The sequence below is a fragment of the Streptomyces sp. NPDC058773 genome (assembly GCF_042746015.1).
Lineage (GTDB): Bacteria > Actinomycetota > Actinomycetes > Streptomycetales > Streptomycetaceae > Streptomyces.
Genome location: NZ_JBHYPE010000011.1, coordinates 87,489 through 113,390, shown reverse-complemented (window position 1 = coordinate 113,390; position 25,902 = coordinate 87,489). Strand labels below are relative to the sequence as shown.

Below are 25,902 nucleotides of genomic sequence, written 5' to 3'. Positions count from 1 at the left end.
CGAGTCACCTTTGCACGGCGTGCACCGCGGCCCCTCGCGCGACCGGGTGCAGCGCCGCGTACTCCAGAGGCGCCGAGGGATCGATGGAGACATCGAGCGGCGCCGGCTCGGCTCCCGCCCGTACCAGCAGGTCCCCGATGGCGGCGATCATCGCGCCGTTGTCCGTGCACAGCCGCAGCGGCGGCACCCGCAGTGTGAGGCCCGCCGCCGCGCAGCGCTCCTCCGCCAGGGCCCGCACCCGGGAGTTGGCGGCCACCCCGCCCACCACCACGAGCGTGCCGACACCGTGATCGACGCAGGCGGCCACGGCCTTACGCGTCAGCACATCGGCGATCGCCTCCTGCAACGACGCCGCCCCGTCCGCCACCGGAAGCGGCTGGCCCTGATGCCGCTCGGCCCACCGCGCCGCGGCGGTCTTCAGCCCGGAGAAGGAGAAGCCGTAGGGATCGTCTCGCGGCCCGGTGAGCGGGCGCGGAAGCCCGACGGCACGGGAATCGCCCTCGCGCGCGGCCCGGTCGACGGCCGGACCGCCCGGATACGGCAGTCCGAAGACCCGCGCCACCTTGTCGAAGCACTCGCCGGCCGCGTCGTCCCACGTGTCACCGAGGTGCACGATCGGCTCACCGGCCAGGTCCCGCACGAGCAGCAGCGAGGTGTGCCCGCCGGAGACGATCAGCACCACACACGGGTCGGGCAACGGGCCGTGTTCCAGCGTGTCCGCGGCGACGTGCCCGGCAAGGTGGTGCACGCCGTACAGCGGAACACCCAGCGCGTACGCCAGCCCCTTGGCGCCGGCCAGCCCGACCTGCAGCGCACCGGACAGCCCCGGCCCGGTCGTCACCGCGACCGCCCCGATGTCGGACATCCGCAGCCCGGCGTCCTCCAGGGCCCGGTCCACGACCGGGCGGAAGGACTGGACATGGGCCCGCGCCGCGATCTCCGGCACCACCCCGCCGAACCGCGCATGCTCGTCCATGCTCGACGCGACCGCCTGCCCCAACAGCCGCCCGCCGCGCACCAGCCCGGCGCCGGTCTCATCGCAGGACGACTCGATCCCCAGCACCACGGGGGTCCCGGCCACGACGCTCTCCTCTCGCACAGCGGAGCCTTAATACTCCTCAATCCGCAACTGCACAGTCTATGCAATAAGGATGCCGGCGCTGCTCCGCAGGGCGAAGGCCGACTCCGGGCGGCGCAGGCACGCGAACAACACCCCGGCGCTCGGTCGGATCGCGCTGCCCATGCGGATCTGCTCGAACTTCTCCGAGATCATCATCTGGCCGTTGTGGGTGGGGTTCCCAGTGGCCGACGCCCCGTGGCCGACGAGTACGGGGCGTTCCGCGGGGCACGCGCCTGTCTCAGCCCTGGTCCTCCTCGTCCGTCCCGTGGGGAAGCAGGGGGAACAGGCGGGTGATGAGGGCCACCGGCCGAGCATCGGCCGGCCGGGCCAGGGGGCGTTGTTCGCGGTCTCCGTAGGGGGCGAGCGCGCGGCGGATGACGTCCGCTACCCGGCTCATCTCTTCGGGGGTCAAGTAGGCGACGGCGCTGAAGGCTTCGTCGTGACGCCATTCGGCCGGTGCTTGGTCGCGCCGGGCGAGCCATCGCTGCCAGCTCTCATCCTCCAGCCCCCGGGCCAAGTCACCGAACTTTCCCTCCGCCGGGGCAACGGTGGCGGGGGTGGTGGGGCTGTGCCGGCTGAGGCGCCAGGGGCGTGCGCGGCCCCCTCGGTGCGGGGCTTCCTCGATGTGGCCGTGGCGTGCGAGCTGCCGCAGATGGAACGAGCAGAGCCCGGAGCTGTAGCCCAGTTCGGCGGCGGCTTCGGTCGCCGTGACGGTGCCGACCTCGGCGAGCAGGTCCAGCAGGGCCGTGCGGACCTCGTGCGCACGCAGTTCGTCGCCGGCGCCCCGTGTCCGGGGCCGGGAGTTGAGATCATTCTCAGTCACTTTGCAAAGTCTGCTACTTTGCAAAGGCCTTGGCAAGCGGTTGGTTCTCGCTGAGGGGCAGCAGGCCGCGGTGACGTCCGCGGCGTTCGCGGCATGTGCAGAAGGGGAGACAGCGATGCCTGTTCGTCACGACCGGACGCATCCCATGGACCGGCGAGTCCGTGTCCAGGGCCAACCCGTCGACTCATATCCCGCTCTCTCGCCGGAGGCGGAACGGGGTTCGGTGCGCCGGGTCACGGTGGTGGGTGAGGAGGTGCTGAGCCGACCCTGCCGCGAGGTGACCGAGTTCGGGACTCCGGAGCTGTCGACGCTGATCGACGACATGTTTCTGACGATGTACGTGGCCGACGGCGCCGGCCTGGCCGCCAACCAAGTGGGCGTCGGTCTGAGGCTGTTCGTGTACGACTGCCCGGACGACCACGGCATCCGGCATCTCGGCCACATCATCAACCCTGTGCTGGACCTGCCAGAACCCGGTAGCCGCCGGCTGGTTGACGACTTCGAGGGCTGCCTGTCCGTGCCCGGCGCCACCGTGACGGTTCCCCGTACCGATCGTGCCGTGGTCCGCGGATTGGACAAGGACGGCAACCCGCTCGTCATCGAGGGGACGGGTTACTTCGCCCGATGCCTGCAGCACGAGACGGATCACCTCCTGGGCCACACCTATCTCGACCGGCTCTCCAAGCGGGACCGCAAGGACGCATGGCGGCAGATGGAAGACCGCCGGGATGACGTGTTCGCACAACGCGCGGTCAAAGCTGCCAGCTTGGGGCGATGAGACGCGGCGATTGCCGCGACGGTCAAGCACAGCCCTCCCCCACCCCACCTGCACTCGCACGCACGCTCACGCCCACACTCAGACTCAGACTTCAGATCAGCCTGCCCCCACGCTCACGGGCATCAGGACGGGAAAGCAGAAACACCCTGTCGGTTCGTGAGGTGGGGTGGTGCCGTGATGTGGGCGGGGAGGGTTGGATCGGGCTCCAGGTCACCCCAATGAGCTCGGAGGGGGAGGACGCCTGCCCATAGCCCGAGTTCGGCGTCGGGGGTGTCCGCGTCGTCCGGGGCTCCGGTACGGATCTTCACGGAGGCCTCGTCGAGGGAGAGGGCCAGCAATGCCGTGGCAGCGAGTTCCTTGCGGGTGGGCTGCCGGGCATAGTCCCACTGGCCCGGAGTTGCCTGTTCGGTGAGGCAGCGGAGACCGGCCCACTTCTCCTCGGGGTCCGTGACCAGCCGGGGAATGCCGAAGATCATGGCGCTGCGGTAGTTGACGCCGTGCTCGAAGACGGAGCGGGCCAGGACCAGGCCGTCGATGTGCGTCACGGTGACACATACCTCGGCGGTGGGCGAGGCGACCAGACTGCGGCCGGCCACGGAGCCGTGGAAGTACAGCGAGGTGCCGTCGGAGCCGAAGACGGTGGGTATGACCAGCGGGTTGCCGTCGACGGTCACCCCGAGGTGGCAGACAAAGCCGGCCGCCAGGATGGTGTCGAGGTCGCTCCGGTCGAGACTGCCCTGCTCTCGCAGGCGGCGGTGGCGCGTACGGTCCGTCTGTGAGAGGGGCCGGGCGGGCGGCCGACCGGGCGCGGAGTGACTCATGGCCTTGGCCTCGCAATGGCGTTGAGGGGTGACGACGTCTGCGGAGAGCAACGTCGACTCCTTGCCCCTGCCACGCGACGGTGATCAACCGGCCCGGGCGTCGTCGGCCACTCACCACCCCAAAATCCTACCGATTCGATTGCGAGGAGGGTACCCTTCGGTGAAATTGGTTGCCAGGCGCCGATCATTCAACGAATTCCGCACCCGCCACCCAACCGGCGCTTCCGCATGAGGGAATCGGCGTGAGCCCTGAGCGCCGATCCACTACGACGCGTACGTGCAGCCTTGCCCGCCGTAATACCACTCGTACTGACCCATCACCCATGGGTCCGCCGTGATCGTGAAGGTGCCGCGCGGGGCGGGACAGTGGAACGTCGTGGTCACGCCGCCAGGGCCTGACGCGGCTCCGGGCGACGCCGTGGCCGCGGAGGCGATACCGGCGCCTCCGGCGCTGAGCAGTGCGGTAACGAACGCTATCGCGATGATCTTCTTCATCATGTCTCCCGATCCCATCGCGTGCGGGAACTGCCTCTGGGGACGATACACGCAACCCCCCAATTCGGAACAAGGCGGGATTTTCTCTGATATCCGGGTGGGTGTGGCGGGCCGGCGACCGCCGACCGGGGAGCCGGGCCACCGGGGATTGCACAGCTCACCCTCCCAGGATGTCGCGCACGACGGCCGCGTACCCCTTGGCGCGACGGTGTGGATCGTGGTCCGTGCTGGCCCAGGCGATGCGGGCGTCCGGTCGGATCAGGACGCTGGTGATGTGGTGCCACGGCTCGGCCGCGAAGTCGCGGTCGACGACGGCGGCATGGTGCGCGATGTCGTCGGGCGCCGCGGTTTCGGTGCGCGGCGTGTGCCTGCCGTCGAGGTCGAGCAGCACCATCTTGCCGTCGTGCAGCAGGGAGTGCGGGGCCGTTGCCGTGGTCGCGTCCATGGCCTTGTCCCTGGTCATGTCCGCGCACAGCGTGAGTCCGGCGAGGCGGGTGCCGGCCATGGGGTGGGCGGGGGTGCCGTCGGCTTCGGGGGAGGTGGCGTAGCGCGGGTCGCCGAAGCCGGCTACGCGCTGGGCCCACAGCCGGTTGGTCTCCGGTTGCGCCAAGGCTTCGGAGAAGGCGTCGCGCAGGGCCACCGCCTCCAGGGTGTCGGCGGCGAACAGTGCGGTCTGAGCGCGGGTGTTCTCCATGACGGCGGCCGCCGCGGGGCGCCGTTCGGTGTCGTAGCTGTCGAGCAGGGTGGCCGAGGCGCGTCCGCGGACCGCCGCGGCGAGTTTCCAGCCGAGGTTGGTGGCGTCCTGGATGCCGACGTTCATGCCCTGCCCGCCGGCCGGGAAGAACATATGGGCCGCGTCTCCGGCGAGCAGAACCCGTCCGGAGCGGTAAGTAGCCGCCTGCCGGGTGGCATTGCCGTACCGGGAGAGCCACTGGGGCGCATGCATGCCCAGGTCGTGACCGACCACCGCGCGCGTCTGCGCCCGCGCCTCCTCCAGCGTCAGAGGCTCGCCGGCGCCACGGTGCATGGTGGCCGTGGAGACTCCCGCGATCCGGTACAGCCCGTTGTCCAGCGGGGCCGAGAGCACCACACCCGCCGGGCCGCGCGCCATGAGCGGCTCCTCGGGAGGGTTCTCCAGGGCGACGTCGGCCAGCCAGCCGGTCAGTGTGGCACCGGAGCCGGGGAAGTCGATTCCGGCGGCGGCACGGACGATGCTGCGGGTTCCGTCGCACCCCACCACCCAGCCGGCCCGCAGAGTCCCTTGCCACCCATCGGCGCGGACGACGAGATCGACGCCCTCGCCGTCCTGGGTCAGCGAGATCAGTTCCTGACCGCGTCGCACCTCCGCCCCCATCGACGTGGCCCGCTCTTCGAGGAGTTGCTCGGTGACGTACTGGCCCAGCGCCAGCGAGAACGGGTGAACGGCTCCCACGCGGCGGAAGTCCAACCTGGTACCGGCGGCACCGAAGTGTCCGGTGGGCGCCGGGGTCCCGTGCTCGATGAAGCGCTCGGCGACACCGCGCGTCGCGAAGGTGTCCAACGTGCCCGCCTGCATACCGACGGCGCGGGAGCGGGGATCGCGCGCCACGGCCTTCTCCAGAACGAGTACCGAGACGCCGTGCAGCCGTAGTTCGGCGGCGAGCCAGAGTCCGACCGGCCCTGCGCCCACCACGATCACGTCGGCGTCCGTCCGGGCTGCGATGCGTATGGCATGACTCATTGCGTCGCCTCACTCCTCTTGTCCAGTGGATAAGAAGAGCCTGGCACTTCACGACGCTCCTTGTCCAGTGGACAAGGGGAAGGGTCTGGGGCCGGTGGCGCGCATCCGGGAACACCCTTGGGGCAAACCCAACTCCCCGCGACGAACCGCCCTTTGGGGTTGGGTATGCGGACACGGCGGCTCTCTGCCGTCCCGGCCGGCCGGACAGAGGCAGCGGAACGGCAGCTGTACGACAGGGGGTTCACGACCGGGCCCACGTTGCGCAGGGGTCGATGCGCACCAACACCCGCCTCAGTCAGCCGCGTTGAGCAAAGAACGAAGCCCGAAAGCAAATCGCTCGTCGAAGTCGGCAGCCATCAGGTGTGCCGAGATCTCGGCGTCGGAAAGGGTGGGGTACGCGCCGTCGGCGATCGTGTCCCGCAGAACGTCGGACCGTACGGGCTCGTGGGCCTGCTGCTCAATGGTCAGGCCGAGCACGAAATAGAAGAGGGACCAGTGCAGCCAGACCGCTTTCTGCGGGGTCCTGCCGAGTTCCTTCAGGGCGCCGATGGAGGCATCGGCGAAGGTCAGCGCCTGCGGTCCGGTGTTGACGAGGCCGCTGAGCAGGCGGGCGCCATCACGATGTGCGAGCAGGGACTGCCGCAGGCACCCCCACAGTGCGGCCAGCCGCTCACAGGGCTCGGCCGGCAGCTGCGTTTCGGCGCCGGAATCGGTAACGGACGCGATGGCGGAGCCGATGATGCGCTCGGCCAGCAGCCCGAGAAGCCCCTGCTTGTTGCCGATGTGCCAGCGCACGGAGTTGTGCCGGACGCCCAGGCGGTCAGCGACGGCTCGCAGGCTGAGCGCCTCCAGGCCGTCGTCGTGGAGTACGGCCAAGGCGGCGTCGGTGATTGATTCCTTGGTGACGACCATGCACTCGACTCCTGTACGAAATGACCGTTGTCCACTGTACAGCTGACTGGCCCTCCGGGCCGGGCGAGCGGACCGGACGCGGGCAGACCGGGTGGGCCGGGGCGGAAGGCCGCCCGAAGCCCCCACCAACCTCCGCAACCTTCCGCCGACCTCCGCAGCAAAACCCACTCGACCTGACCGCCCCCTCAGGAAATCCTGTAGGCATGGAGTTCTTCTGCTACCACCGCGACCGGTCCGGCTCCGAAGCGCTGCGCGACGAGCTACTGGAAGAGCACTGGTCCTATATGGACCGGTACACCGAAGAGTTGATCGCCCGGGGCCCGACCCTCGACGGCGAGACGGCCACCGGCAGCGTGCACCTCGTCAACCTGCCCGGTCCGGTCGCCGCCCGCGCGTTCGCCTTCGACGAGCCGAATTACCAGGCCGGTGTCTACCGGGACGTCATGCTGCGGCGGTGGCGCAACATACTCGGGCGCACCATGTGGGACTTCCCCGGCGGCCGGACGGGCGGCAACCGGTATCTGGTGCTGGGCCTCGGGTCGGGCCAGGCCGCCGACCTCACGGTGCCGCCCGGCCGGGACGACCTGATCGCCTACGGGCCCCTGCTGTCGGACAACGGCGCCGCCTGGCTGGGCACGGCGGCGCTGCTCCGGGCGCCGGACCCGGACGCGGCGCGCGCCGTACTCACCCAGGACCGGTACGCCGGCATCGAGGTGCACCACTGGGAATTCGGCGGGCGGCGGTGAGGGCGCGGGGGCGTCCGGGCCGAGGCCAGGGCGAGTTCGGCCCGCGACCAGCGCACGTTCAGCAGGAGCCGGCCCAGACGGCGGGGGTGCGGTGGGACCACGGAGCGGCCTGTTCGAGCTGGGCGGCGAGGCGGAAGAGCGTGTCCTCGCGGCCGTAGGCGGCGGCGAATTGCATGCCGATGGGGAGGCCGGTGACGGGGTCGGCCGCCAGCGGTACGGACATGGCCGGGGTTCCGGCGACGTTGAAGCCGGCGGTGAAGGGGGACCGGTCGAAGAGGCGGTCGACCCAGCCGAGGCCGTCGAGCTCCTCGACCCCCTCGGCGTAGACGCCCAGGCGCGGCGGCAGTTCGGGGAGTGTGGGGGTGAGCAGCACGTCGTAGCGGGTGAAGTGAGCCCCGATGCTGCGGGCGACGGTGTTGCGTACGCCGAGCGCGCTGACGAAGTCGGCGCCGGTGACCCGGCGGCCCCAGGCGTAGCTGGCGAGCATCTCGGTCTGGACGGTGGACGGGTCTATCGGCCGGCCGGAGGCGGCGGCCAGGGCGTCGGCCCAGGGGACCAGGTTGGCCGTCCAGAGCCGGGCATTGGCCAGCACGAACTGCTCCCAGCTCACCCCCAGGTCGAGCGTGGCCTCCTGCACGTGGTGGCCGAGCGAGGCGAGGAGTTCCGCGGCGCGGGACAGGGCGTCGAGCACCGGGCCCTCGGTGTGGCGTCGGCCGCCGCCCTGGGCGATGACGCCGACGCGCAGGCTGCCCGGGTCGCGGGTGATCTCCTCGGCGTAGGGGCGGCAAGGCGGTGCGGCGAAGTACGGGTCACCACTCTCCGGGCCCTGTATCCGGTCGAGCAGCGCCGCACTGTCGCGCACCGTACGGCTGACGCCGCCCTGCACGGCCAGGCCGTTGAAGATCTCGTCGGCGTCGGGCCCCATGGACACCCGCCCCCGGGTGGGCTTCAGCCCGAACAGACCGGTGCCGGCGGCCGGGATACGGATCGAGCCCGCCGCGTCCGTGCCGTGCGCGATCGGCACGACGCCGGCCGCGACCGCGGCCGCTGAACCGCCACTGGAGCCGCCCGGCGAGCGGTCGAGGTCCCAGGGGTTGCGGGTCGGCCCGTACAGCACGGCCTCGGTGGTGATGCCGTAGGCGAACTCCGGGGTCGTGGTGCGGCCGATGGTCGCCAGCCCGCTCTCCCGGAAGCGCCGCATCAGGTGCGAGTCCGCCGGTGCGACAGTGCCCTCGGCGAGCCTGCTGCCCAGCTCCACCCGCTTGCCGGCCACGGTCACGCCCAGGTCCTTGACCAGAAAGGGCACCCCGGCCAACGACGCCGAGCCGGCGGGCGTCTCCCCCGCCCCCTCCCCACGCTCCGCGGGCCAGGTCTCCACGACCGCGTTGATCAGCGGATTGACGGCGTCGACCGCCTCCAGCGCGGCCGTCTCCAGCTCGGCGCCGGTCACCTCACCACGGGCGACCAGCTCGGCCAGCCCCACGGCGTCATGGGTCACGTACTCCGACAACTTCATGAGAACTCCTCTGCCTTGCGGCACATGCCATGCGTCAGCGGCATGCGGTACCGGACGGTCTCATGCGATACCGATCGGTATCGCACAGGACTGTCCGGTACCGTAGCGTGAGAGCGGCGCAGCCGAAAGACGGGGAGCCAGGCGGGAGGGTCGGGCATGGCGGACACGGTGCGGCCGGGCCGCGCGGAGCGGGTGGCCAAACTGCCGCCCCGCGAGCGCATCCTCGATGCGGCCGAGGAGTTGTTCCACTCCGAGGGGATCAGGGGCGTCGGCGTCCAGGCCGTCGCGGAGAAGGCGGGGACCACCAAAGCCGCGCTGTACCGGCACTTCGGCACCAAGGACGAACTGGTGGCGCAGTGGCTGCGCATCGTCGCGGCCGACTACAGCTCGGCGTTCGACACGATCGAGGAACGGTGGCCGGACGATCCCCGGGCGCAGATCAAGGGCGTGGCCGCATTCGTCGCCGACACCCTGTCGGCGCTCTCGCACCGCGGCTGCCCCTTCGTCAACTCCATTGCCGAACTGCCCGATCGCTCCCACCCCGCGCGTCAGGTGATCGAGGCACACAAGGCGCGGCAACTCCGCCGCCTCACCGCCATGTGCGCCGCCGCCGGCCTCACCGACCCCGAAGGGGCCGCGGCGGAACTCACCTTCGCCCTGGAGGGAGCCCAGGTCAGCGCGCAGAACGGCAGCGTGGCCCACATCGGCGAACGGCTCACCACCTTCGTCGAGTCGGTCCTGACCTGGCACGGGGCGAAGGATGCACCACGCCCCTCCGGATCTCGGCCGCGCCGAAGTTGAGCGGCGCCTTTCAATACCCTCGCCCGCCGCGGCACGTACGGTACCGGCGATGACCGACACACCGACCGCTGCACTCCCGCGCGCCGTACGGGGAGTGAGGGTGCACTCCCGGCAGACGATCGGGGCGTGCGCACCCACCTACGGACGCGTGGAGCTGGACTTCGAGCCGGTACCGGCGGGCGTCTCCTCGTCCGTCGAGTTCACGTGCACCGCTGAGCCCGAACCGTCACCGGAGTACGAACGGGCCCTCATCCAGGGCGTGTTGCGCGAGCTGGCCGCCGCGGGCTCCGGCGCGCCCGACCCCCACCCGGGTGCTCCGGTGCGCGCCCGGGTCCTCGTGCGCGCCATGTCCTGGCACTGGGTCGACAGCTGCGAGACGACCTTCACACGCCTCGGCGCCCTCGCGGTCCGGGAAGCCTTGAGCTGTGTGGCTGAGGACCGCGAACCGCGACTGGTGGACACCAGGGCCAGACTCACCTCCTGACCCCCTCGGCCGAGATGAGGAACGTACGCTCCTCAGGCCCCGGGCGAGGAACGCACGCTCCTCAAGCCCCCGACGCAAAAGGGCGCCGCCACACGAGCGTGTACCGCCAGAACAGCCGACGGCGCAGCCGCACACCGGGCAGGGCTTCTCGGGCCCCATCGGCGATCTCGGCGAAGGTCATATCCGCCGGGCGGGTCAGGGCCGTCATCGAGACCGGGCGGCAGGGCTCCCGGCGACCCCTGTTCTTGAGCAGGCCCGTGACGGCGTTCAGCGGGGCGGCGACGCCGCCGAGCAGATAGTCGGCGGCGGTTTGCGCTCGGCAGAGACCCAGGACAACCAGAGTTCCCCCAGGCGCCAGGTGCCGGCCGAAGACGCCGAGCGCCTCGGTGAAGGGCAGATGATGGAGGGTGGCGACGCAGGTGATGACGTCGTAGGAGCGTGCGGGGATGCCGGTCAGGGCGTCCGCGACCGTGAACGTCACCGGGGTCACCGGCGGGGTCAGCTGCTGCGCGCGGGAGACGATCACCGGGTCGGAGTCGATCGCCTGGACCTCATGGGCGCGGACGGCCAGGCGCCGGGCCAGATCGCCGCTGCCGCAGCCGACATCCAGGGCGCAGTCGTAGCGCTTGGGGAGTTGCCGCAGGATCCACCGGTGGTAGTGAGCGTTGTGGTCCCAGGGGTGGGCGGCATTGAACCGGTCGAGCGCGCGGATGACTCGCTGCGGTAAGGGCGTCATGCGCCCAGTCCACCAAACTTCACGCCTTCTGCGGGCTGCGCGCTCAACCTCACGCGCCCGGACGCACTCCGCAGGAGGCGGCAGCCTTCACCGCGGAACTCGGTGAGGGGGGCCAGCCGAACCCCGGTCGCCGGCCACGCCCACCTGGCCGAGGAACACAGCCACTGCCTTCCCCTTCTGCTGCGCCTGGTGGAGCCCCGATTCCTGCAACTCATGCAACGGGTGGTGCCGTTGGCCCTCGACCGCTACGGCCTCGACCAGGCTGTCGGGCATCCCCGCCTGCTGGAGCTGGGTGTGCATCGCGTCGTCGCTGATCTACTCGACGGTGATCTGTCGACCGGTGGCAGCGGTCAGGATGGCGCCGACCTGGCGCCAGGTCAGGTCGGCCGGCCCATGAACCGCTTGCACACAGCGTCCGGACCAGGTGGGCGACAGCAGACGGGGGGATCGCGCAGCAGGACACGCGGCCGGACCCCGGCGCGGAGCAGAGTGGCGACAACATGGCGGCCGACGTTTCCCGTGGGGGTGGTGACAGCGGTCTGCACGGCCTTCTTCCTCTCGTCGGTGACACGACTGCAGGTTAGGAACCAAAGGGGCCGGAGCCTGTCCTACTCTCCGGACACCTGCGGGCGTCGCTCTCGACCGGAAGCCCGTGTCCCATCTCACACCCCGTCACGCCCCCGAAGCCGCCCGACACCCACGTCGCGTTCTACGCTGGCCGGGTAACTGGTTCGCCCCGTCTGCCAGGCGGGTTGCGTCGTAAGAGGGAACCCGGTGGGAATCCGGGACTGCCCCGCAGCGGTGAGTGGGAACGACCGCCGTCATACGCACTGGATCCGGGTCGCGGATCTGGGAAGCGACGGTCAGTAGGTGTCCGCCGGAAGAGACCGGCAGGCGTGCTCACGAGTCCGAAGACCTGCCCGTTGCCCGTGCGCGCCCATGCGTGGACGGAGATCCCGGTGACCTCGAGGGCGGGTCGGCGTACATATCAGGTGGACACGTGCGTCGTGAGCGCGCCGTGGTTCCGCCCGGTCGTCATCCCTTCGCGCTTCTCGTTCCGTTCCCGGGACCTGCAGGAAACACTTCGCGAAGGAGAGTTCCGTGACAGCAAAGCCCGCAGCCGCGGCAGCCCTGGCCACCGTGTACGGCTATCCCCGCCAGGGGCAGAACCGGGAACTGAAGAAGGCCGTGGAGGGGTACTGGAAGGGCACGGTCAGTGCCGATGTCCTTGAGGGGACCGCCCGCGCGCTCCGTCGGTCGCACTGGCGGCAGTTGGCCGGCGCCGGTATCCAGGAGGTACCCACCGGGGACTTCTCGTACTACGACCATGTGCTGGACACCAGTGTCATGGTCGGGGCCGTGCCGCACCGGCACCGGGATGCGGTCGCGGCCGACGCCCTGGACGGCTATTTCGCGATGGCGCGGGGGACGCAGGACCTGGCGCCGCTGGAGATGACCAAGTGGTTCAACACCAACTACCACTACTTGGTACCGGAGTTGGGTCCCGATGTCGTCTTCGGTGCGCATTCCGGGAAGCAGGTGGCGGAGCTCAGGGAAGCGCTGGCGCTCGGTCTCGACGCGCGGCCGGTTCTGGTCGGGCCGGTCACCTATCTGCTGCTGGCGAAGCCCGCTCCGGGCGTGGCCGCGGACTTCGAGCCGCTGACGCTGCTCGACCGGTTGCTGCCGGTCTACGCCGAGGTCCTCGCGGATCTGCGGGCCGCCGGCGCCGAGTGGGTGCAGCTCGATGAGCCCGCTCTCGTCCAGGACCGCAGTCCGGCCGAGCTGAACGCCGCCGGGCGGGCCTATCGCGACCTGGCCGCTCTCACCGACCGCCCGAAGCTCCTGGTCGCCTCGTACTTCGACCGGCTCGGCGAGGCCCTGCCCGTTCTGGCCAAGGCTCCGGTGGACGGGCTGGCGCTGGACTTCACCGATGCCGCCGCGGCCAACCTCGACGCGCTGGCGGCCGTCGGCGGACTGCCGGGGAAGCGCCTGGTGGCGGGTGTGGTCGACGGCCGCAACATCTGGATCAACGATCTGGAGAAGTCGCTGGCCACCCTCGGCACCCTGCTCGGTCTCGCCGGCCGGGTCGATGTGGCCGCGTCCTGCTCGCTGCTGCACGTACCGCTGGACGCCGCCGTCGAGCGTGACATCGATCCGCAGATCCTCCGCTGGCTGGCCTTCGCCAAGCAGAAGACCACCGAGCTGGTGACGCTGGCACGGGGCCTGGCTCAGGGCACCGACACCATCGCCGCCGAACTCGCCGCGAACCGCGCCGATCTGGCCTCCCGGGCGAACTCCGGGCTCACCCACGACCCGGCCGTACGCGCACGGGCCGCCGCCGTCACCGACGCCGACGGCCGCCGCGCCCAGCCGTACGCCGACCGCGCGGCCGCCCAGCGGGCCCACCTCGGGCTGCCGCTGCTGCCGACGACGACCATCGGTTCCTTTCCGCAGACCGGCGAACTGCGGTCCGCGCGCGCCGATCTGCGGGCCGGGCGGACCGACACGGCCGGGTACGAGGAACGCATCGAGGCCGAGATCCGTGAGGTGCTCGCCTTCCAGGAGAAGGCCGGTCTGGATGTTTTGGTGCACGGCGAGCCCGAGCGCAACGACATGGTGCAGTACTTCGCCGAGCAGCTCACCGGCTACCTCGCCACCCGGCACGGCTGGGTGCAGTCCTACGGCACCCGTTATGTCCGCCCGCCGGTCCTGGCCGGTGACATCTCCCGGCCCGAGCCGATGACGGTCCGCTGGACCTCCTACGCCCAGGCGCGGACCACCCGCCCCGTCAAGGGCATGCTCACCGGACCGGTCACCATGCTCGCCTGGTCGTTCGTGCGCGACGACCAGCCGCTCGGGGACACCGCCCGCCAGGTGGCGCTGGCACTGCGCGAGGAGGTCAACGACCTGGAGGCGGCGGGGACTTCGGTCATCCAGGTCGATGAGCCCGCGCTGCGTGAGACGCTGCCGCTGCGGGCGGCCGACCATGGCGCGTATCTGGCCTGGGCCACCGAGGCGTTCCGGCTGACCACCAGCGGGGTGCGGGACCGTACCCAGATCCATACGCATATGTGCTACGCCGAGTTCGGTGACATCGTGCAGGCCATCGACGACCTGGACGCGGATGTCATCAGCCTGGAGGCCGCCCGCTCCCGTATGCAGGTGGCCCGGGAGCTGGCCGCACACGGCTATCCGCGCGAGGCCGGGCCCGGTGTCTACGACATCCACTCGCCGCGCGTCCCGAGCGCGGACGAGGCAGCCGCCTTGCTGCGCAAGGGACTTGAGGCGATTCCCGCCGCACGTCTGTGGGTCAATCCGGACTGCGGCCTGAAGACCCGCGGCTGGCCCGAGACGCGTGCCTCGCTGGAGCATCTGGTGGCCGCTGCGCGTACCGTCCGCGCGGAGCTGTCGGGCTCCTGATGCCGTCGGCGGCCGGGTGGGCGAGTGGCCGCGCGCCCACCCGGCCGTATCGGGCACACCCCCTCCTGACCAGCCTCCACTATTCGTTTGTCAGTGTGGTACCGGCTCTTGGAGGCTGACAGTTGACGTGTGCGCGGCGGGCGTGCGCGAAGAGCACCAGGGAGGGCACAAGAGTGAGCCGGCAGGTGGGAACTGGAGCGGCGGACGGCGATGCCGGGTCCGTGAGCAAACCGGATGGCCGCGCGCTCGCCGCGGCGTCCGTCACCGTCGTGCTGTGGGCGTCGTCGTTCATCGCCATCCGCAGCTCCGCCGACTACTTCGGGCCCGGTGCGCTCGCCCTGGGCAGACTGGTGGTGGCCTCCGTCGTGCTCGGTGTCCTGCTGTTGGTCCGGCGTGAGGGGCTCCCGCCCCGCGAGGCCCGGCTCGGCATCGTCACGTCGGGGGTGCTGTGGTTCGGCGCCTACATGGTCGCGCTCAACTGGGGTGAGCGGCATGTGGATGCCGGGACGGCTTCGCTGGTCGTCAATGTCGGGCCGATCCTGATGGCGCTGCTGGGCGGGTGGCTGCTGAAGGAGGGGTTCCCGCCCAAGCTGATGGCGGGCATGGCGGTGTCGTTCGCCGGGGCCGTGGTGGTCGGACTGTCGATGTCCGGCGGCGGCACCTCGTCGCTTCTCGGTGTGCTGCTGTGTCTGTTAGCGGCGCTGGCGTACGCGGTGGGGGTGGTGCTGCAGAAGCCGACGCTGCTGCATGCCACGCCGACGCAGGTGACGACGTTCGGCGCGCTCGCCGGAGCGGTGGCCTGTCTGCCGTTCGCCGGTGAGCTGGTGTCGCAGGTGAGCCGGGCCCCGCTGCCGGCGACGCTGCAGATGGTGTACCTGGGTGTCTTCCCGACCGCCCTGGCGTTCACCACGTGGGCCTATGCGGTGTCCCGTACGACGGTCGGGAAGATGGGCGCCACGACCTACGCGGTGCCGGTCATCGTGGTCTTCCTGTCGTGGCTGCTGCTCGGCGAGGTTCCCGGCCGGCTGACCCTCCTCGGCGGTCTGCTCTGCCTCTCCGGAGTCGCGGTGTCGCGGATGCGGGGGAAGGCGCGGGCGCGGGTCCCGGAGGGTCCGGGCGAGGACCGTGCGGCCGGGCGGGGCGATGCCGAGGTGTCCGCGGCCGGGGCGGACACCCCCAGGGGCACACGGACTTGAAGGTTCGGCGTCGCTCTCCCACTCGTCCACCGCGGAGCTGAAGGCGTTCTTGTACGTCTCCGCTTCGGAGCTGTCCTTGCGGTCGATCGCGGACCGGCCTCGCCCTTCGTGGCGCCGCCGGGGCCGCTCCTGGAGATCTTCACGGTGGCGGCCGCGCCGCCCGTGCCCGGCTTTTTGGCGGTGGGCGCATACGGCTTGGTGTCCGGATGCCCTCCGCACGTACCGGGACCGCGGGGCCGGCCGCTCCGCCGCGGGCCTCAGATGGCCATCGCCTCCTGTATCCACCGGTTCACCCGGTACGGCAGCCACCACAGCAGGGGGCCGGTTCGGGCCGCCAGGCGCTCCGTCAGGAAGTCGGCGGCGATGGCCTTCGGCACGGTGCGGAGCGGCGCTCCGTAGGAGAGCCGGGTGATCGCCTCCTGGTATTCGGGCTCCTCGGCGGTGAAACGGCGCAGTTCGCCCCAGCGGCGGTCGCGGATCTGGACGAAGCCGGGTCCCTGGCGCCAGAGGCATTTGCAGAGATAGTGCTCATTGCGCCACTGGGCGAGCGCGGCCTCGGGGTCGGCGGGGCCGGCGAGGGTCCGGGGCGGCTGGAGGTGGCTGAGGTCGCGCCAGCCGTCGTCGGGCTCCGGGGGGAGCCGCAGCTGCCAGTGCACCAGTACGGCACGGGCCGTCAGATCGCGGATCAGGCACAGCCGCCGGACGGCGTGGGCGGCGTCAGCGGGGTCGTCGACCGCGGTCAGATCGATCTCGCCGGTGAACTCGACCCGGCGGGCCCCGAGTTCCCACAGCCGGGTGGCCTGCTCGTCCGGCGGGGCGGTCACCTCGACGGCTCCCAGGCTCATGCCGGGGAGGGCGCAGGCGTCCTCGTCGTAGTCCCGCCAGGCGTGGAGGGTCAGGGTCCGGGCAGCGGCAACGGTGCTGGTCATGGCGTTCTCCTGCGGGGCATGGACGGCCTGCGGGCGGGCCGGTCGGATGTCAGACGTGGGCGACGAGGGTGCGGGCGTCGCCGTCCGGGCGCTCCTGCGGGGCCGTCGCGGCGTGGGTGTGGCGCATGAAGTCGAGCCGCAGCAGGTCCTCGTTGACGGCGGCCGGCGCCAGGTGGACGTACTGACCGCCGTCGGTGAAGACCAGCCCGAGCGTCACCCAGTGCTGGAGGAGGGCGTGCACGGCGGCGGCGTCGACGGTGTGCTCGGGCAGGCGGGCGGCGAGCTTGCGGGTCAGTGCGGCGGGGGCGTGTGGCTGGTCGAGCAGCCGGAAGGCGGCGATCTCGGTGGGCTCGGTGAGTTCCATGGCGCCCCAGTCGAAGGCGCGCCGGCGACTGACGAGCACGATGCGGTCGCCGAGGTCGGCATGGGTGAGCCGGCTGTCGACGTGGTGCTTCTTCCAGTCGCCGAGGACGTCGTTGAGCGCGGTGACGGTGGGCTTGGCGATACCGCGTTCCGGGGCCTCGAAGACGTAGGCCATGTCGAGGAGTTCGGACTCGGGCAGGTCGTAGGTGAAGCGGTAGTGCTCTTCGGGGCGCAGTCCGGTGAAGCCGAGTTCCGGCCGGTTGAAGTACGGACTGAAGCGTTCGATGGCGATGCGGGCGGACAGGTCGACGGGCGGGTCGAGGTGTTCCAGGGCCGGTATCTGGGCGATGACGGGTTCGTAGTCCGCGGCGCTCTCACCGGGGAAACCGTGCAGGTAGTTCCAGGAGACGGAGAGCCCGGTCTCGGCTCCGTCGCGGAGCATCCGGACGTTCTGGCAGCCGCTCACGCCCTTGTCCATCAGGTCGAGCACCCGGCTGTTGAGGCTTTCGATACCGGGCTGGACGTAGATCATTCCGGCCTCGGCGAGCAGGCGCAGCTGGGGCCGGCGCATGTTCGCCTTGATCTCGATGTGCATCCGCAGGTCGTGGCCGCTGTCGATGATGCGCGGCAGGACGGTGCCGAGGTAGCCCATGTCGAGGATGTTGTCGACGAGGTACATGTCCAGCACCCGGTGCCGGCGGGCCAGGTCCATGATCTCGTCGTAGAAGGTGTCCGGGCTCTTGCTGCGGAACTGCATGAAGGACCCGTTCAGGCCGCAGAAGGTGCAGTGGTGTTTCTCTCCCCACCAGCAGCCGCGGGCCCCCTCGACGACGAGCTTGGGCTCCACCCAGTTGCGGGCGACGGAGGACGCCAGCCGCTCGAAGTAGCCGGTGTAGTCGGGCGGCAGAATGGTCGCGGGCGGCAGCGGTGTGGTGCTCATCGGGTTGGCGACGCTTTCGCCGTCGGCGCCGCGGTGGCACAGCCCGGGGACGGCGGACAGGTCGCCGCCCCCGTCGAGGGCGTTGAGCAGCTGGGGGAAGGCGGCCTCGCCCTCTCCGCGGACCACGAAGTCCAGGAACGGGAAGTTGCGGTGGACGGCATGGCCCTGTTCGGCATCGCAGTTGGCGCCGCCCATGACGGTTCTGATGTGCGGGGCGAGGCGTTTGACGTACTTGGCGGCGGCGAGCGCGGCGGTGTTCTGCTGGAAGGTCGAGGTGAAGCCGACGACGTCGGGGGCGGCCGCGACGATCCGCTCGGCGATCTCCTGGACGAACTCCGGTACCACGCGGTGGAGTTCCTTGGACATCTCCAGCCGCTCCTCGCGCAGTTTTCCGCGCATCGAGACGCTGAACTCCGTCACGCGCCACTCGGGATCGTCGTACAGGGCCGAGGAGAACACCCAGTCGCCGCAGCCCATGAAGTACGAGGAGAGCGCGTAGAACTGGTAGTCGTCCGCGGTGAACGTGGTCCGCCGGGTGATCCAGTCGGTGAACTCCAGGTTCGCGTGCAGGACTTCGGCCCGCCCGGGGGTGCGTTCGTCGACGCTGCGCCGCAGGATGCCGAGCGCGAGGGACGGCAGGTCGATCGGGGACCAGGGCATGTTGACCAGCAGGACGCGCATGGCGGCTCCTCGTGTGGCGGTGAGTGGGAGGTGGCCGACGGCCGGCCGGTGACGTGCGGGGTCCGGCCGGCCCGGCGGGCACCGGGCCGGCCGGGGAGGGTCAGTCCTCCTCGGTGTCCTCGGCGTTACGGAACGGGACGGTCACCGTGACACCGATGCTCGGCCGGCGGTTCTCCTCGTCACCCGCGAGCGGGTCGTTGTGGATGATGTCCTTCTGCATGTCCTTGCTCCTCTTCTGGCGGTTGTGGAACGGTTCTCACGCTCCGGGGGTACCGGCCGGGCCGGTGCCTCCGGCGGCCCCGTCCTCCGTGGGACGGGGGGTTCGGTGGGCCGCGGGTGCGCGGCGCAGATGCTGGTCCAGGAAGCCCATGGCGCGCTGCAGCACGGCCACGTGGTGGGCGCCGGTGTAGCCGTCGTGACCGGTCTCCAGCCACATCGACTCGTGTGCCGCGCCGGCCCGTTGCAGCGCGGTGAGGTAGCCGCGCACCTGGCCGGGCGGGCATTTGGCGTCGAGGGTGGCGGCGATGACCAGCAGCGGGGCCCGGACGGCGGCGGCGTAGTGGAGGGGTGAGCTGCGGGCGTAGCGCTCGGGCACGTCGTCGGGCGTGCCGCCGAACAGCCGCTCGTCCAGGGCGCGCAGGGCGGGGGTGCCGGTGCGGTACGCCGCCGCGCAGTCGGCGACCGGTTTGACCGCGACACCCGCCTGCCAGAGGTCCGGCCGGGTGCCGAGCGCCAGCAGGGTCAGATAGCCGCCCCAGGAGCTGCCCCACAGGCCGGTCGCGTCCGGGCGGGCCAGGCCGCGGCGGAGCAGATCGGTGCGGACCGCGACGAGGTCGGCGACCTGGGTGAGCCCGACGCCCGCGCCGTACGCGGCGCGCCAGCGGGGGCCGTATCCGGTGGAGCCGCGGTAGTTGACCCGGGCGACCGCGAACCCGGAGGCGACCAGGGAGTGCACCTCCGGGTCGTAGGCGTCGCGGTCGTGGTCGGCGGGGCCGCCGTGCACGAGGAACACCAGGGGCGGCCGCCGCCCGGTCACCAGGTCCGGTTCGCTGAGCAGGGTGTGCACGGGACCGTCCGGCCCGGGGGTCCACAGTTCGCGGTGCCGGCCGGGCGCGGGGGCGGGCAGGGTGGCGAGTGCGGGCAGCCGGGTGCCGGCGGTGGAGCGCATCCGGGGCGGGGTGGCGGTGTCGGTCCAGAGGTGGTGGACGTCGTCGCCCGGGTGCGGAACGGCGTCGAGGAGGGTGCCGGGCGGGGTCGGCACCGGGGTCAGGGTGTGCCGGTCGAGGTCGGCCGCGGTGAGCGTGGAACGGCCGTGACGGTCCTGGCGGATGAGGACGCGGCGGCCGTCGGGGTACCAGCGCGCGGTGATCTCGGTGTCGAAGCAGCACCAGTCCTGGGGCAGCAGCCCGCGGCCGGGCCGCCAGGTCGCGAGCCGGTAGCGGTCCTGGTGCTCCTGGACCAGCAGGAGTTCGGTGCCCGCCGGGGACGGCGCGAAGCCGAGCGCCCAGAGCCGGCCGTGCCGTCCGGAGAGCCGGTCGAGCACCGCCCCGGAGCAGCTGATCAGGGTGACCGCCCGGTCGGAGCCGGCCGCCCCGGACAGTGCCAGCAGCCCTCCCGAGGGCGAGCTGCCCACCAGCAGCGCCTGGCCGTCGACGCGGCACACCTGCCGGGCCGGCCCCCCGGGTCTTCCGAGGTGGACGCTCATCCCGCGGCCGTTCCCGAGACCGATGGCCACGGTCCCGGCGTCGCTGACGGCGAGGCCGTGCGGGAGACCCGTCCGCAGGCCGGTGAGACCGGGCCGCCGCGCGCCGCCCGCGAAGTCCTGGAAGTACCAGCGCCCTCGGCCGTCGCGGTCCTCGGCGAACCACCACACCCGGGCGTCTGCGTCGAGGGCGCAGTGCAGGGTGCCGTGCGGGCTGTCGGTGACCTGGCGCGCGGTGCCGGTGGTGGCGTTCCAGGTGAAGATCTCACAGCGGCCGTCGGCGTCCGCGGCCAGCGCCATCCGCGCCGGGTCGCGCGGGCAGACCTCGGGGAGCGCCGGGTGGTAGACGCGGAAGCCGGTGCCGGCGGGGTGCGCCGCGGTCGTGCTCATGCCGGCTCCGGAAGGGCGCCGCGGGTGCGGGCCGGTGCCACGCACGCCGTGTAGAGCGCGAGCCCGGCCAGCAGTACGGCGCAGCCCGTGAGGGTGGCGGCGGCACCGAACCGGTCGGCCGACAGCCCGGCCAGCGCGGGCGCCGCGGCCGCGGCCGCGCCCGACACGGTGGCCAGCACGGTGCCCGTACGTGCCTGGAGTCCGAGCGGGACGACCTGGATGATCCGGGCCTGCAGCGCCACCGTGGCCACCGGCGTCAGCAGGCACAGCAGGCCGAAGAGCAGGCCGAAGTGCCAGGCGTCCCGGGCCGCCGCCAGGGCCGCGGCGGGCGGCACCATCAGCCAGGACACCGCCACCAGGGCACGGCCCGCGGAGCGCCGGCCGGCGATCCGGGGCGCGGCGAGCGCACCGGCCAGACCGGCCGCTCCGGCCAGCGCGAGGACCAGACCGAGCGGTGCCGCGCCCCGGCCGTGGTTCTGCAGCGCGAAAACGGTCGTGTAATACAGCGCGACGAGCAAGGCGTTGACGGCCGCGATCCACACCAGTGCCAGCCGCAGGAAGGGCTCCCGGCGGACCAGCGCCAGCCCGGCCCCGGCTTCGGCGAGGCGGGAACGCCGGCCGCGGTGCGCCGCGCCGTCCGGAGCGCCTTCTGTGCGGTGCGCGGCGAGCGGCGAGCGGATGGCGCTTATACAGCCCGCCGCGACGGCGTACGAGAGGGCGTCGGCCAGGAACGGCAGCCATCGTTCGGCGTGGAAGAGCAGCCCGCCCAGCGCAGGCCCGAGCACCAGGGCGCCCCGCTCCCCCGCCTGTAATCGCGACAGGACGCGCCGGTGCTCCTCGGGCGGGCAGACCAGGGCGACGGTGCCCAGCGCCGCCGCCTCGTAGCAGGAGGTCGCGCACCGCTCGACGAGAACGGCGGCGATGAGCACGGCCAGCGGGACGCGGCCCGCCGCGACGGCGACGGTGACACCGGTCATCGCGGCGGCGGAGACCAGTGCGGAGCCCACCATCAGCCGCTTGCGCGCCCCGCGGTCGGCGGGGACGGCGGCGAACGGGCCGAGCAGCAGCGTCGCCACCGCGGAGAGTCCGGCGAGCGCCCCGACCTCGGCGGGAGACCTGCCGAGGGTCAGCAGCAGCAGCGGCAGGACGAGCCCGGACGTCTGGCTGCCCAGGGCGTCGCAGGTGCCCGCGCACCAGAACAGCCGGACGTCGCGGCGGACTTGGGGCAGCGGAGCGGCCGGTGCCACCGCCGGGGCGGGCCCGGTCATCAGGGACGGCCCGGGGCGGGTCTCGCGGTGCCGCGGCGGGCCCCGTGGTGCGGTGCCCGTGCCGGGCGGTCCGCGGCGCAGGATGTGCGGCCGGTCGCGCGGCCGTACGCACTGCCGCGTGTCGGGCCGTCCGCCAACACGGCTCGCGAGGCGACGCACGATAAGCCGTACGGTGCTTCGCCTGCCGGGGATGCCGCTGACCGTGCCATGCGAAGCCACCTCACGTATGTGGGCGGATCGTGAAGATCGCCGCACTAATAGGTCAACTTGCGGAGGAAATGTGCCCGAATCGTGCCGGAGCTTAGCCAGATAGTGACGTGAGCCACAAGGTGCGTGCGAAGAACAGCTTCGAGCGGGGCAGCCGGGCAGACCGGCCGCGCCGACCAGCGCTCCGGCACCCTCAACTCGCCGCGTCGACCGCTGTGAGGCGTGGGACGGGCGTTGCCTTCGATGCGGCATCACCCGGCCCCAGGTGAGTCGGAAAAAACCCGCGTCAGGGCCTGGTCTCAACCAACTGCGCGTATTCCTTGCCGAGTTGCGACATGGCGTGGTCGAACTCCTTGCGGGATACCGCCTCTTGCAGCGTGCCGAGGACCGCCCGTACACCGCGGTCGGCCTCCGGCCCGGACAGACCGGTGCGCTCACGGACCCTGCGGATCGACTCCTCCGGCCCGAAGATCTTCATCTCGCCCCGCCCCAGTTCGAGCGGGACACGCAGCGGCTCGGGAAGTTCGAGGGCGAGATCGCGGGCTTCACCATCGCTCAGCCGCTGGGCGAGCGTCTCGAGAGTGGCGCGGGTGAGATCGGCCGCTTCCTGCCGCGAGAGCCCCGCGCGGACCGCCACCGCCTGGAAGAACTCCTTGTCGTCCATGCGAGCCTCCACATCGGAATCGAAGGACGGGCGAGGGAGGCAACCTCACTCACCACCTTGCCACGATCCCGGCACCACCACGCCCGGAAGACGCCTGACCTGCGGTGATCCCAGATCAGACGCCTTCCGCGCGCGTCAGAGCCCGCCCCCGCACAGCCTCGCCGGTCAGCCCGGCCGGCGCGCTCCGGTGTCCGGTGCCGTGCCGGTCCGCGGTGCGCCGTCGCAGAGCGCGGCGGCGCCGCACAGGGCGGATTCGGGACGGACGGGGACGCCGTTGGTGCGCAGCACGTCCCGGACATCGAGGATCAGCGGGAAGACTTCCTGGTTCCAGTCCTCGCCCTGCTCGTCCCAGGCCCGCTGCTCGGCCTCGACCGCCATCCGGTCCTCGGCGAACACCCGCTCGGTGAAGCGCCGGATGAACGGCCAGGCGAGGTGGAGGGCGCCCGGGACCGGCGGCTTGGCGATCATGAGCAGGCCGTAGGCGTGATTGACGCGCTGCTCCGCGTCCTCCGGTACATAGGCCGCCCAGAGGGAGAAGGCCGGGAGGTCGGAGTTCTCGGGAACCGCCTGCAGGGTCTGGTAGGGGTACCCGGTACGGACCGTGATGACGTCGGGTGAATCGCCCCCGCCGAAGCCCTCACCGGACAGCAGACCGGCGCCGCGGTCCTTCTTTCCACCGGCCGGAACGAACAGATACCGGGCCTCCACGAATTCCGGACCGGTTTCGTATCCGAGCAGCTTGGGGTGGATCTTGCCGAGGACCCCGCGGTGCAGGAACTGGTGGTTCATGTCCAGCAGATTTTCGTGCATGAACGAGTAGTGGCAGTGCACCGTACGCGAAAACGTCATGGTCTTGTGCCTGGCGGAATGGAATTCCGGCAGCTCGGGCAGCGGGGTCGTGTCCGCCTTCTCCGGGTCACCCGGAAAGACGAATACCAGCCCGTACAATTCCCGCACCGGATAGCTGCGCACCCCGCGCGGCGGCCGGTCGGCGCCCTTGGGCAGATACGGGATCTGCGAGATCCGGCCGTTCCCGCGGTACGCCCAGGCGTGGTAGCAGCAGCGCAGCGTCTCGCCCTCCACGACGCCCATGCTCAGCGGCACCTGGCGGTGGGCACAGCGGTCCTCCAGCGCGAAGACCGTGCCGCTCGCACCGCGGTAGAGCACGATCCGCTCCCCCGCGAACACGGCGGCGAAGGTCTTGTTCCTCGGCACGCTGCCGGACACCGCGACCGGGTACCAGAAATTCGGGTTGATGCCCGTACGCCGAAGGTCTGCCGTCGTTCCGGAACGGAATTCACGCAAATGGCCCGGCCCCTCGGCCGCCCCGGCGGAATTCGCCCCGTCCCTGGCGGGCTGAGCCTTGGTCATACGTTTCTCCCTCGCACGCGGGTCGGTGATACGGAACGGGGAGAACATCGGGTGTCCGGCGGGCAGCGCGCCGTATCAGTCCTCCGCAATCACCTTGTGCGTTTCCCCCGGTACGACGCCAATCAGGCTCGCCCCGGAGGGTGACGGAGACGGGCAGGGAGGTCACGACCAGCGGACGGGGAGATGGCGGGGGCCGCGGAGCAGGGCGCCCAGCCGCCAGCGCAGGTCGGCCGGGTGGGCGTCCAGCGCCAGCTCCGGGCAGCGTTCCAGGAGGGTACGTACCGCGATCCGGGCCTCCAGGCGGGCGAGCGGGGCCCCGAGGCAGAAGTGGATGCCGTGACCGAAGGCCACATGACCGCGGGCGTCGCGGGTGAGGTCGAAGCGGTCGGGGTCGGTGAAGCGGAGGGGGTCGCGCCCCGAGTCGGCGATCACCGGGAGCACGACTTCGCCACCGCCGGGGATGACCGTGCCCGCGATCTCGGTCGGTTCGAGGGTGAAGCGGAAGGTGGAGGTCTCCAGCGGGCCGTCGTAGCGCAGCATCTCCTCCACCGCGCCGTCGATGAGGGAGAGATCGGCGCGCAGTGCGGCGAGCTGGTCCGGATGGGTGAGCAGCGCCAGGACGCCGTTGGCGATGAGGTTGCCGGTGGTCTCGTAGCCGGCGATCAGCAACAGCTGTGCCATGCCGAGGAGTTCCTCCTGGCTGAGCCGGTCGCCGTCCTCGTCGCTCACCGCGACCAGATCGCTCAGCAGATCGTCGCCGGGGCGGGCGCGCTTGGTCGCCACCAGCGTGTCGAGGTAGCCGGTCATGGCCGTCAGGGCTTCCCGGGTCTCCGGCGTGGGAGCGCCGACCATCAGGATGTCGGTCCAGGTGCGGAAGGTGTCCCGCTCCAGGAAGGGCACGCCGAGGAGTTCGCAGATGACGGTGATCGGGAGCGGGAAGGCCAGCGCGTCGACGAGATCGGCGCGGCCGTCGGGGGCGGCGAGCATCGCGTCCAGCAGCCCATCGGTCAGCTCCTGGACGCGCGGTGCGAGGGCCGCCACGCGGCGTGCGGTGAAGGCGCGGGCCACCAGACCGCGTAACCGGGTGTGTTGCGGCGCGTTGGCGCGGAGCATCGACACGCCGCTGGACACCGGCTGCATCGGCTGCGCGGACGAGGCGTGCCGCCACTCCTTCGACAGCCGGGGATCGCTGAGCGTCGCACGCACCTCGTCGTAGCCGACGACCAGCCAGACGACCGTGCCGTCCGGGAGGCGTACGCGGTGCACCGGTCCTTGTTCCCGCAGTCGTGCGTATACCTCATAGGGGTCGCGGACGAAATCCTCGCCCATCGCCGCCAGTTCCACCGTCTGCATCGGTTCCGTGGTCATCCGGCCTCCTGTCCGTCATGACGCTGCCTCGGTGACGACTGGGTACGGGGGAACCCTCCCCGGCCGTGGGGGCGATAACCGCGAGCCGGACCGAAATGCCTTACGGGGCGGTCTTGTTGCCAGGGTTCGGCCGTGCACAGGCGCGGGAAACGACGCTGCCGCCGGACCATTCGGCGCCGGCGGCAGGTCGCAGCGTCCGGGGCCCCGGCTACCGCTGGGTCAGGTACAGCAGCAGACCGGAGATGACGGCTCCGGCCACCCCCTCGATGGCATGGGCGGCGGTGAAGCGGGCGTACTTCCTCAGCCACGGGCGGCGCGACGTGCGCGGTGGGGGTTGCCGGTCCTCCGCTCGGTCCTTCATGGGCGTCTCCTTGCTCGGTGGTGGGTGGTGCGTGCCCGCCCCTCCCCGTCCGGCCGGGGCGTGCGCCGGGGTGCCGGGGCGGGGTGGGGA

The 25,902-nt window shown here is 71.5% G+C and carries 23 protein-coding genes and 1 riboswitch; of the genes, 6 read left to right on the top strand and 17 right to left on the bottom strand.

All coding sequences use genetic code 11. The features are described 5' to 3' along the window. Positions 1–4 precede the first annotated feature (4 nt). From tsaD to ACFW5B_RS12785, 3 genes are all read right to left on the bottom strand, one after another. Complete coding sequence (gene tsaD / locus ACFW5B_RS12795; protein ID WP_386437571.1) at positions 5–1,081, bottom strand: tRNA (adenosine(37)-N6)-threonylcarbamoyltransferase complex transferase subunit TsaD; 1,077 nt, start codon at positions 1,079–1,081, stop codon at positions 5–7. Positions 1,082–1,138: 57 nt separating this feature from the next. Further along, positions 1,139–1,276 (bottom strand): hypothetical protein, encoded by a 138-nt coding sequence (locus ACFW5B_RS12790; RefSeq protein WP_386437568.1) that lies wholly within the window; start codon positions 1,274–1,276, stop codon positions 1,139–1,141. Positions 1,277–1,358: 82 nt separating this feature from the next. Then, positions 1,359–1,943: a helix-turn-helix domain-containing protein gene (locus tag ACFW5B_RS12785; RefSeq protein ID WP_386437565.1), complete on the bottom strand. Its 585-nt coding sequence runs from the start codon at positions 1,941–1,943 to the stop codon at positions 1,359–1,361. A gap of 115 nt (positions 1,944–2,058) precedes the next feature. Here ACFW5B_RS12785 and def point away from each other — a divergent pair, with 115 nt between their 5' ends. After that, a complete protein-coding gene (gene def / locus ACFW5B_RS12780) occupies positions 2,059–2,721 on the top strand; it encodes a peptide deformylase (protein ID WP_386437562.1) in 663 nt (220 codons plus the stop codon). 122 nt (positions 2,722–2,843) lie between these two features. Here the strand turns inward: def and ACFW5B_RS12775 are convergent, their stop codons facing one another. From ACFW5B_RS12775 to ACFW5B_RS12760, 4 genes are all read right to left on the bottom strand, one after another. Further along, complete coding sequence (locus ACFW5B_RS12775) at positions 2,844–3,542, bottom strand: pyridoxamine 5'-phosphate oxidase family protein (RefSeq protein WP_386437815.1); 699 nt, start codon at positions 3,540–3,542, stop codon at positions 2,844–2,846. Between the two features lie 264 nt (positions 3,543–3,806). Next, complete coding sequence (locus ACFW5B_RS12770) at positions 3,807–4,040, bottom strand: hypothetical protein (protein WP_386437560.1); 234 nt, start codon at positions 4,038–4,040, stop codon at positions 3,807–3,809. A gap of 154 nt (positions 4,041–4,194) precedes the next feature. After that, complete coding sequence (locus tag ACFW5B_RS12765; RefSeq protein ID WP_386437557.1) at positions 4,195–5,757, bottom strand: FAD-dependent monooxygenase; 1,563 nt, start codon at positions 5,755–5,757, stop codon at positions 4,195–4,197. A gap of 291 nt (positions 5,758–6,048) precedes the next feature. Further along, positions 6,049–6,669 (bottom strand): TetR/AcrR family transcriptional regulator C-terminal domain-containing protein, encoded by a 621-nt coding sequence (locus tag ACFW5B_RS12760; protein WP_386437554.1) that lies wholly within the window; start codon positions 6,667–6,669, stop codon positions 6,049–6,051. A 203-nt stretch (positions 6,670–6,872) separates the two neighbouring features. On the opposite strand from ACFW5B_RS12760, the gene ACFW5B_RS12755 reads away from it, so the two are divergent. Further along, the gene (locus tag ACFW5B_RS12755; protein ID WP_386437551.1) at positions 6,873–7,415 is read left to right on the top strand and encodes a YciI family protein; all 543 of its coding nucleotides are present in this window, start codon (positions 6,873–6,875) and stop codon (positions 7,413–7,415) included. A gap of 58 nt (positions 7,416–7,473) precedes the next feature. Here the strand turns inward: ACFW5B_RS12755 and ACFW5B_RS12750 are convergent, their stop codons facing one another. Continuing rightward, on the bottom strand, positions 7,474–8,931 hold the full coding sequence (locus ACFW5B_RS12750; RefSeq protein WP_386437548.1) for an amidase: 1,458 nt from the start codon (positions 8,929–8,931) through the stop codon (positions 7,474–7,476). 156 nt (positions 8,932–9,087) lie between these two features. On the opposite strand from ACFW5B_RS12750, the gene ACFW5B_RS12745 reads away from it, so the two are divergent. Together ACFW5B_RS12745 and ACFW5B_RS12740 are read left to right on the top strand one after the other, a co-directional pair. Continuing rightward, the gene (locus ACFW5B_RS12745; RefSeq protein ID WP_386437545.1) at positions 9,088–9,732 is read left to right on the top strand and encodes a TetR/AcrR family transcriptional regulator; all 645 of its coding nucleotides are present in this window, start codon (positions 9,088–9,090) and stop codon (positions 9,730–9,732) included. Positions 9,733–9,781: 49 nt separating this feature from the next. Then, the gene (locus ACFW5B_RS12740) at positions 9,782–10,216 is read left to right on the top strand and encodes a hypothetical protein (protein WP_386437542.1); all 435 of its coding nucleotides are present in this window, start codon (positions 9,782–9,784) and stop codon (positions 10,214–10,216) included. A 61-nt stretch (positions 10,217–10,277) separates the two neighbouring features. Here the strand turns inward: ACFW5B_RS12740 and ACFW5B_RS12735 are convergent, their stop codons facing one another. After that, positions 10,278–10,952, bottom strand: coding sequence for a class I SAM-dependent methyltransferase (locus tag ACFW5B_RS12735; protein WP_386437539.1), 675 nt, complete (start codon positions 10,950–10,952; stop codon positions 10,278–10,280). Between the two features lie 710 nt (positions 10,953–11,662). Beyond that, positions 11,663–11,891: riboswitch (cobalamin riboswitch) on the top strand. A gap of 162 nt (positions 11,892–12,053) precedes the next feature. On the opposite strand from ACFW5B_RS12735, the gene metE reads away from it, so the two are divergent. After that, the gene (gene metE, locus ACFW5B_RS12730) at positions 12,054–14,372 is read left to right on the top strand and encodes a 5-methyltetrahydropteroyltriglutamate--homocysteine S-methyltransferase (RefSeq protein ID WP_386437536.1); all 2,319 of its coding nucleotides are present in this window, start codon (positions 12,054–12,056) and stop codon (positions 14,370–14,372) included. A gap of 221 nt (positions 14,373–14,593) precedes the next feature. Further along, the gene (locus ACFW5B_RS12725; protein ID WP_386437533.1) at positions 14,594–15,568 is read left to right on the top strand and encodes a DMT family transporter; all 975 of its coding nucleotides are present in this window, start codon (positions 14,594–14,596) and stop codon (positions 15,566–15,568) included. 257 nt (positions 15,569–15,825) lie between these two features. Here ACFW5B_RS12725 and ACFW5B_RS12720 read toward each other — a convergent pair whose 3' ends face one another. From ACFW5B_RS12720 to ACFW5B_RS12685, 8 genes are all read right to left on the bottom strand, one after another. Then, entirely contained in the window at positions 15,826–16,497 is a 672-nt protein-coding gene (locus tag ACFW5B_RS12720) for a DUF5825 family protein (RefSeq protein WP_386437530.1), read from the bottom strand. Positions 16,498–16,546: 49 nt separating this feature from the next. Beyond that, the gene (locus ACFW5B_RS12715; RefSeq protein WP_386437528.1) at positions 16,547–18,481 is read right to left on the bottom strand and encodes a RiPP maturation radical SAM C-methyltransferase; all 1,935 of its coding nucleotides are present in this window, start codon (positions 18,479–18,481) and stop codon (positions 16,547–16,549) included. A 256-nt stretch (positions 18,482–18,737) separates the two neighbouring features. Beyond that, positions 18,738–20,573, bottom strand: a complete 1,836-nt coding sequence (locus ACFW5B_RS12710) for a S9 family peptidase (protein WP_386437526.1) — start codon at positions 20,571–20,573, stop codon at positions 18,738–18,740. Beyond that, positions 20,570–21,841 (bottom strand): MFS transporter, encoded by a 1,272-nt coding sequence (locus ACFW5B_RS12705; protein WP_386437523.1) that lies wholly within the window; start codon positions 21,839–21,841, stop codon positions 20,570–20,572. Before ACFW5B_RS12705 ends, ACFW5B_RS12710 begins: the two co-directional genes overlap by 4 nt. 493 nt (positions 21,842–22,334) lie before the next feature. Next, positions 22,335–22,712 (bottom strand): DUF2267 domain-containing protein, encoded by a 378-nt coding sequence (locus ACFW5B_RS12700; RefSeq protein ID WP_386437520.1) that lies wholly within the window; start codon positions 22,710–22,712, stop codon positions 22,335–22,337. A 165-nt stretch (positions 22,713–22,877) separates the two neighbouring features. Then, entirely contained in the window at positions 22,878–24,083 is a 1,206-nt protein-coding gene (locus ACFW5B_RS12695; protein ID WP_386437517.1) for a Rieske 2Fe-2S domain-containing protein, read from the bottom strand. Between the two features lie 162 nt (positions 24,084–24,245). Next, positions 24,246–25,451: a cytochrome P450 gene (locus tag ACFW5B_RS12690; RefSeq protein ID WP_386437514.1), complete on the bottom strand. Its 1,206-nt coding sequence runs from the start codon at positions 25,449–25,451 to the stop codon at positions 24,246–24,248. Between the two features lie 208 nt (positions 25,452–25,659). Next, on the bottom strand, positions 25,660–25,812 hold the full coding sequence (locus tag ACFW5B_RS12685) for a hypothetical protein (RefSeq protein ID WP_386437511.1): 153 nt from the start codon (positions 25,810–25,812) through the stop codon (positions 25,660–25,662). Positions 25,813–25,902 lie beyond the last annotated feature (90 nt).

What these genes read in the sequence shown, in the direction of transcription:
- ACFW5B_RS12790 (WP_386437568.1), bottom strand. Translation starts at nt 1,276, where the DNA reads ATGATGATCTCGGAGAAGTTCGAGCAGATCCGCATGGGCAGCGCGATC.
- def (WP_386437562.1), top strand. Translation starts at nt 2,059, where the DNA reads ATGCCTGTTCGTCACGACCGGACGCATCCCATGGACCGGCGAGTCCGT.
- ACFW5B_RS12775 (WP_386437815.1), bottom strand. Translation starts at nt 3,542, where the DNA reads ATGAGTCACTCCGCGCCCGGTCGGCCGCCCGCCCGGCCCCTCTCACAG.
- ACFW5B_RS12770 (WP_386437560.1), bottom strand. Translation starts at nt 4,040, where the DNA reads ATGATGAAGAAGATCATCGCGATAGCGTTCGTTACCGCACTGCTCAGC.
- ACFW5B_RS12765 (WP_386437557.1), bottom strand. Translation starts at nt 5,757, where the DNA reads ATGAGTCATGCCATACGCATCGCAGCCCGGACGGACGCCGACGTGATC.
- ACFW5B_RS12760 (WP_386437554.1), bottom strand. Translation starts at nt 6,669, where the DNA reads ATGGTCGTCACCAAGGAATCAATCACCGACGCCGCCTTGGCCGTACTC.
- ACFW5B_RS12755 (WP_386437551.1), top strand. Translation starts at nt 6,873, where the DNA reads ATGGAGTTCTTCTGCTACCACCGCGACCGGTCCGGCTCCGAAGCGCTG.
- ACFW5B_RS12750 (WP_386437548.1), bottom strand. Translation starts at nt 8,931, where the DNA reads ATGAAGTTGTCGGAGTACGTGACCCATGACGCCGTGGGGCTGGCCGAG.
- ACFW5B_RS12745 (WP_386437545.1), top strand. Translation starts at nt 9,088, where the DNA reads ATGGCGGACACGGTGCGGCCGGGCCGCGCGGAGCGGGTGGCCAAACTG.
- ACFW5B_RS12740 (WP_386437542.1), top strand. Translation starts at nt 9,782, where the DNA reads ATGACCGACACACCGACCGCTGCACTCCCGCGCGCCGTACGGGGAGTG.
- ACFW5B_RS12735 (WP_386437539.1), bottom strand. Translation starts at nt 10,952, where the DNA reads ATGACGCCCTTACCGCAGCGAGTCATCCGCGCGCTCGACCGGTTCAAT.
- ACFW5B_RS12720 (WP_386437530.1), bottom strand. Translation starts at nt 16,497, where the DNA reads ATGACCAGCACCGTTGCCGCTGCCCGGACCCTGACCCTCCACGCCTGG.
- ACFW5B_RS12715 (WP_386437528.1), bottom strand. Translation starts at nt 18,481, where the DNA reads ATGCGCGTCCTGCTGGTCAACATGCCCTGGTCCCCGATCGACCTGCCG.
- ACFW5B_RS12710 (WP_386437526.1), bottom strand. Translation starts at nt 20,573, where the DNA reads ATGAGCACGACCGCGGCGCACCCCGCCGGCACCGGCTTCCGCGTCTAC.
- ACFW5B_RS12705 (WP_386437523.1), bottom strand. Translation starts at nt 21,841, where the DNA reads ATGACCGGGCCCGCCCCGGCGGTGGCACCGGCCGCTCCGCTGCCCCAA.
- ACFW5B_RS12700 (WP_386437520.1), bottom strand. Translation starts at nt 22,712, where the DNA reads ATGGACGACAAGGAGTTCTTCCAGGCGGTGGCGGTCCGCGCGGGGCTC.
- ACFW5B_RS12695 (WP_386437517.1), bottom strand. Translation starts at nt 24,083, where the DNA reads ATGACCAAGGCTCAGCCCGCCAGGGACGGGGCGAATTCCGCCGGGGCG.
- ACFW5B_RS12690 (WP_386437514.1), bottom strand. Translation starts at nt 25,451, where the DNA reads ATGACCACGGAACCGATGCAGACGGTGGAACTGGCGGCGATGGGCGAG.
- ACFW5B_RS12685 (WP_386437511.1), bottom strand. Translation starts at nt 25,812, where the DNA reads ATGAAGGACCGAGCGGAGGACCGGCAACCCCCACCGCGCACGTCGCGC.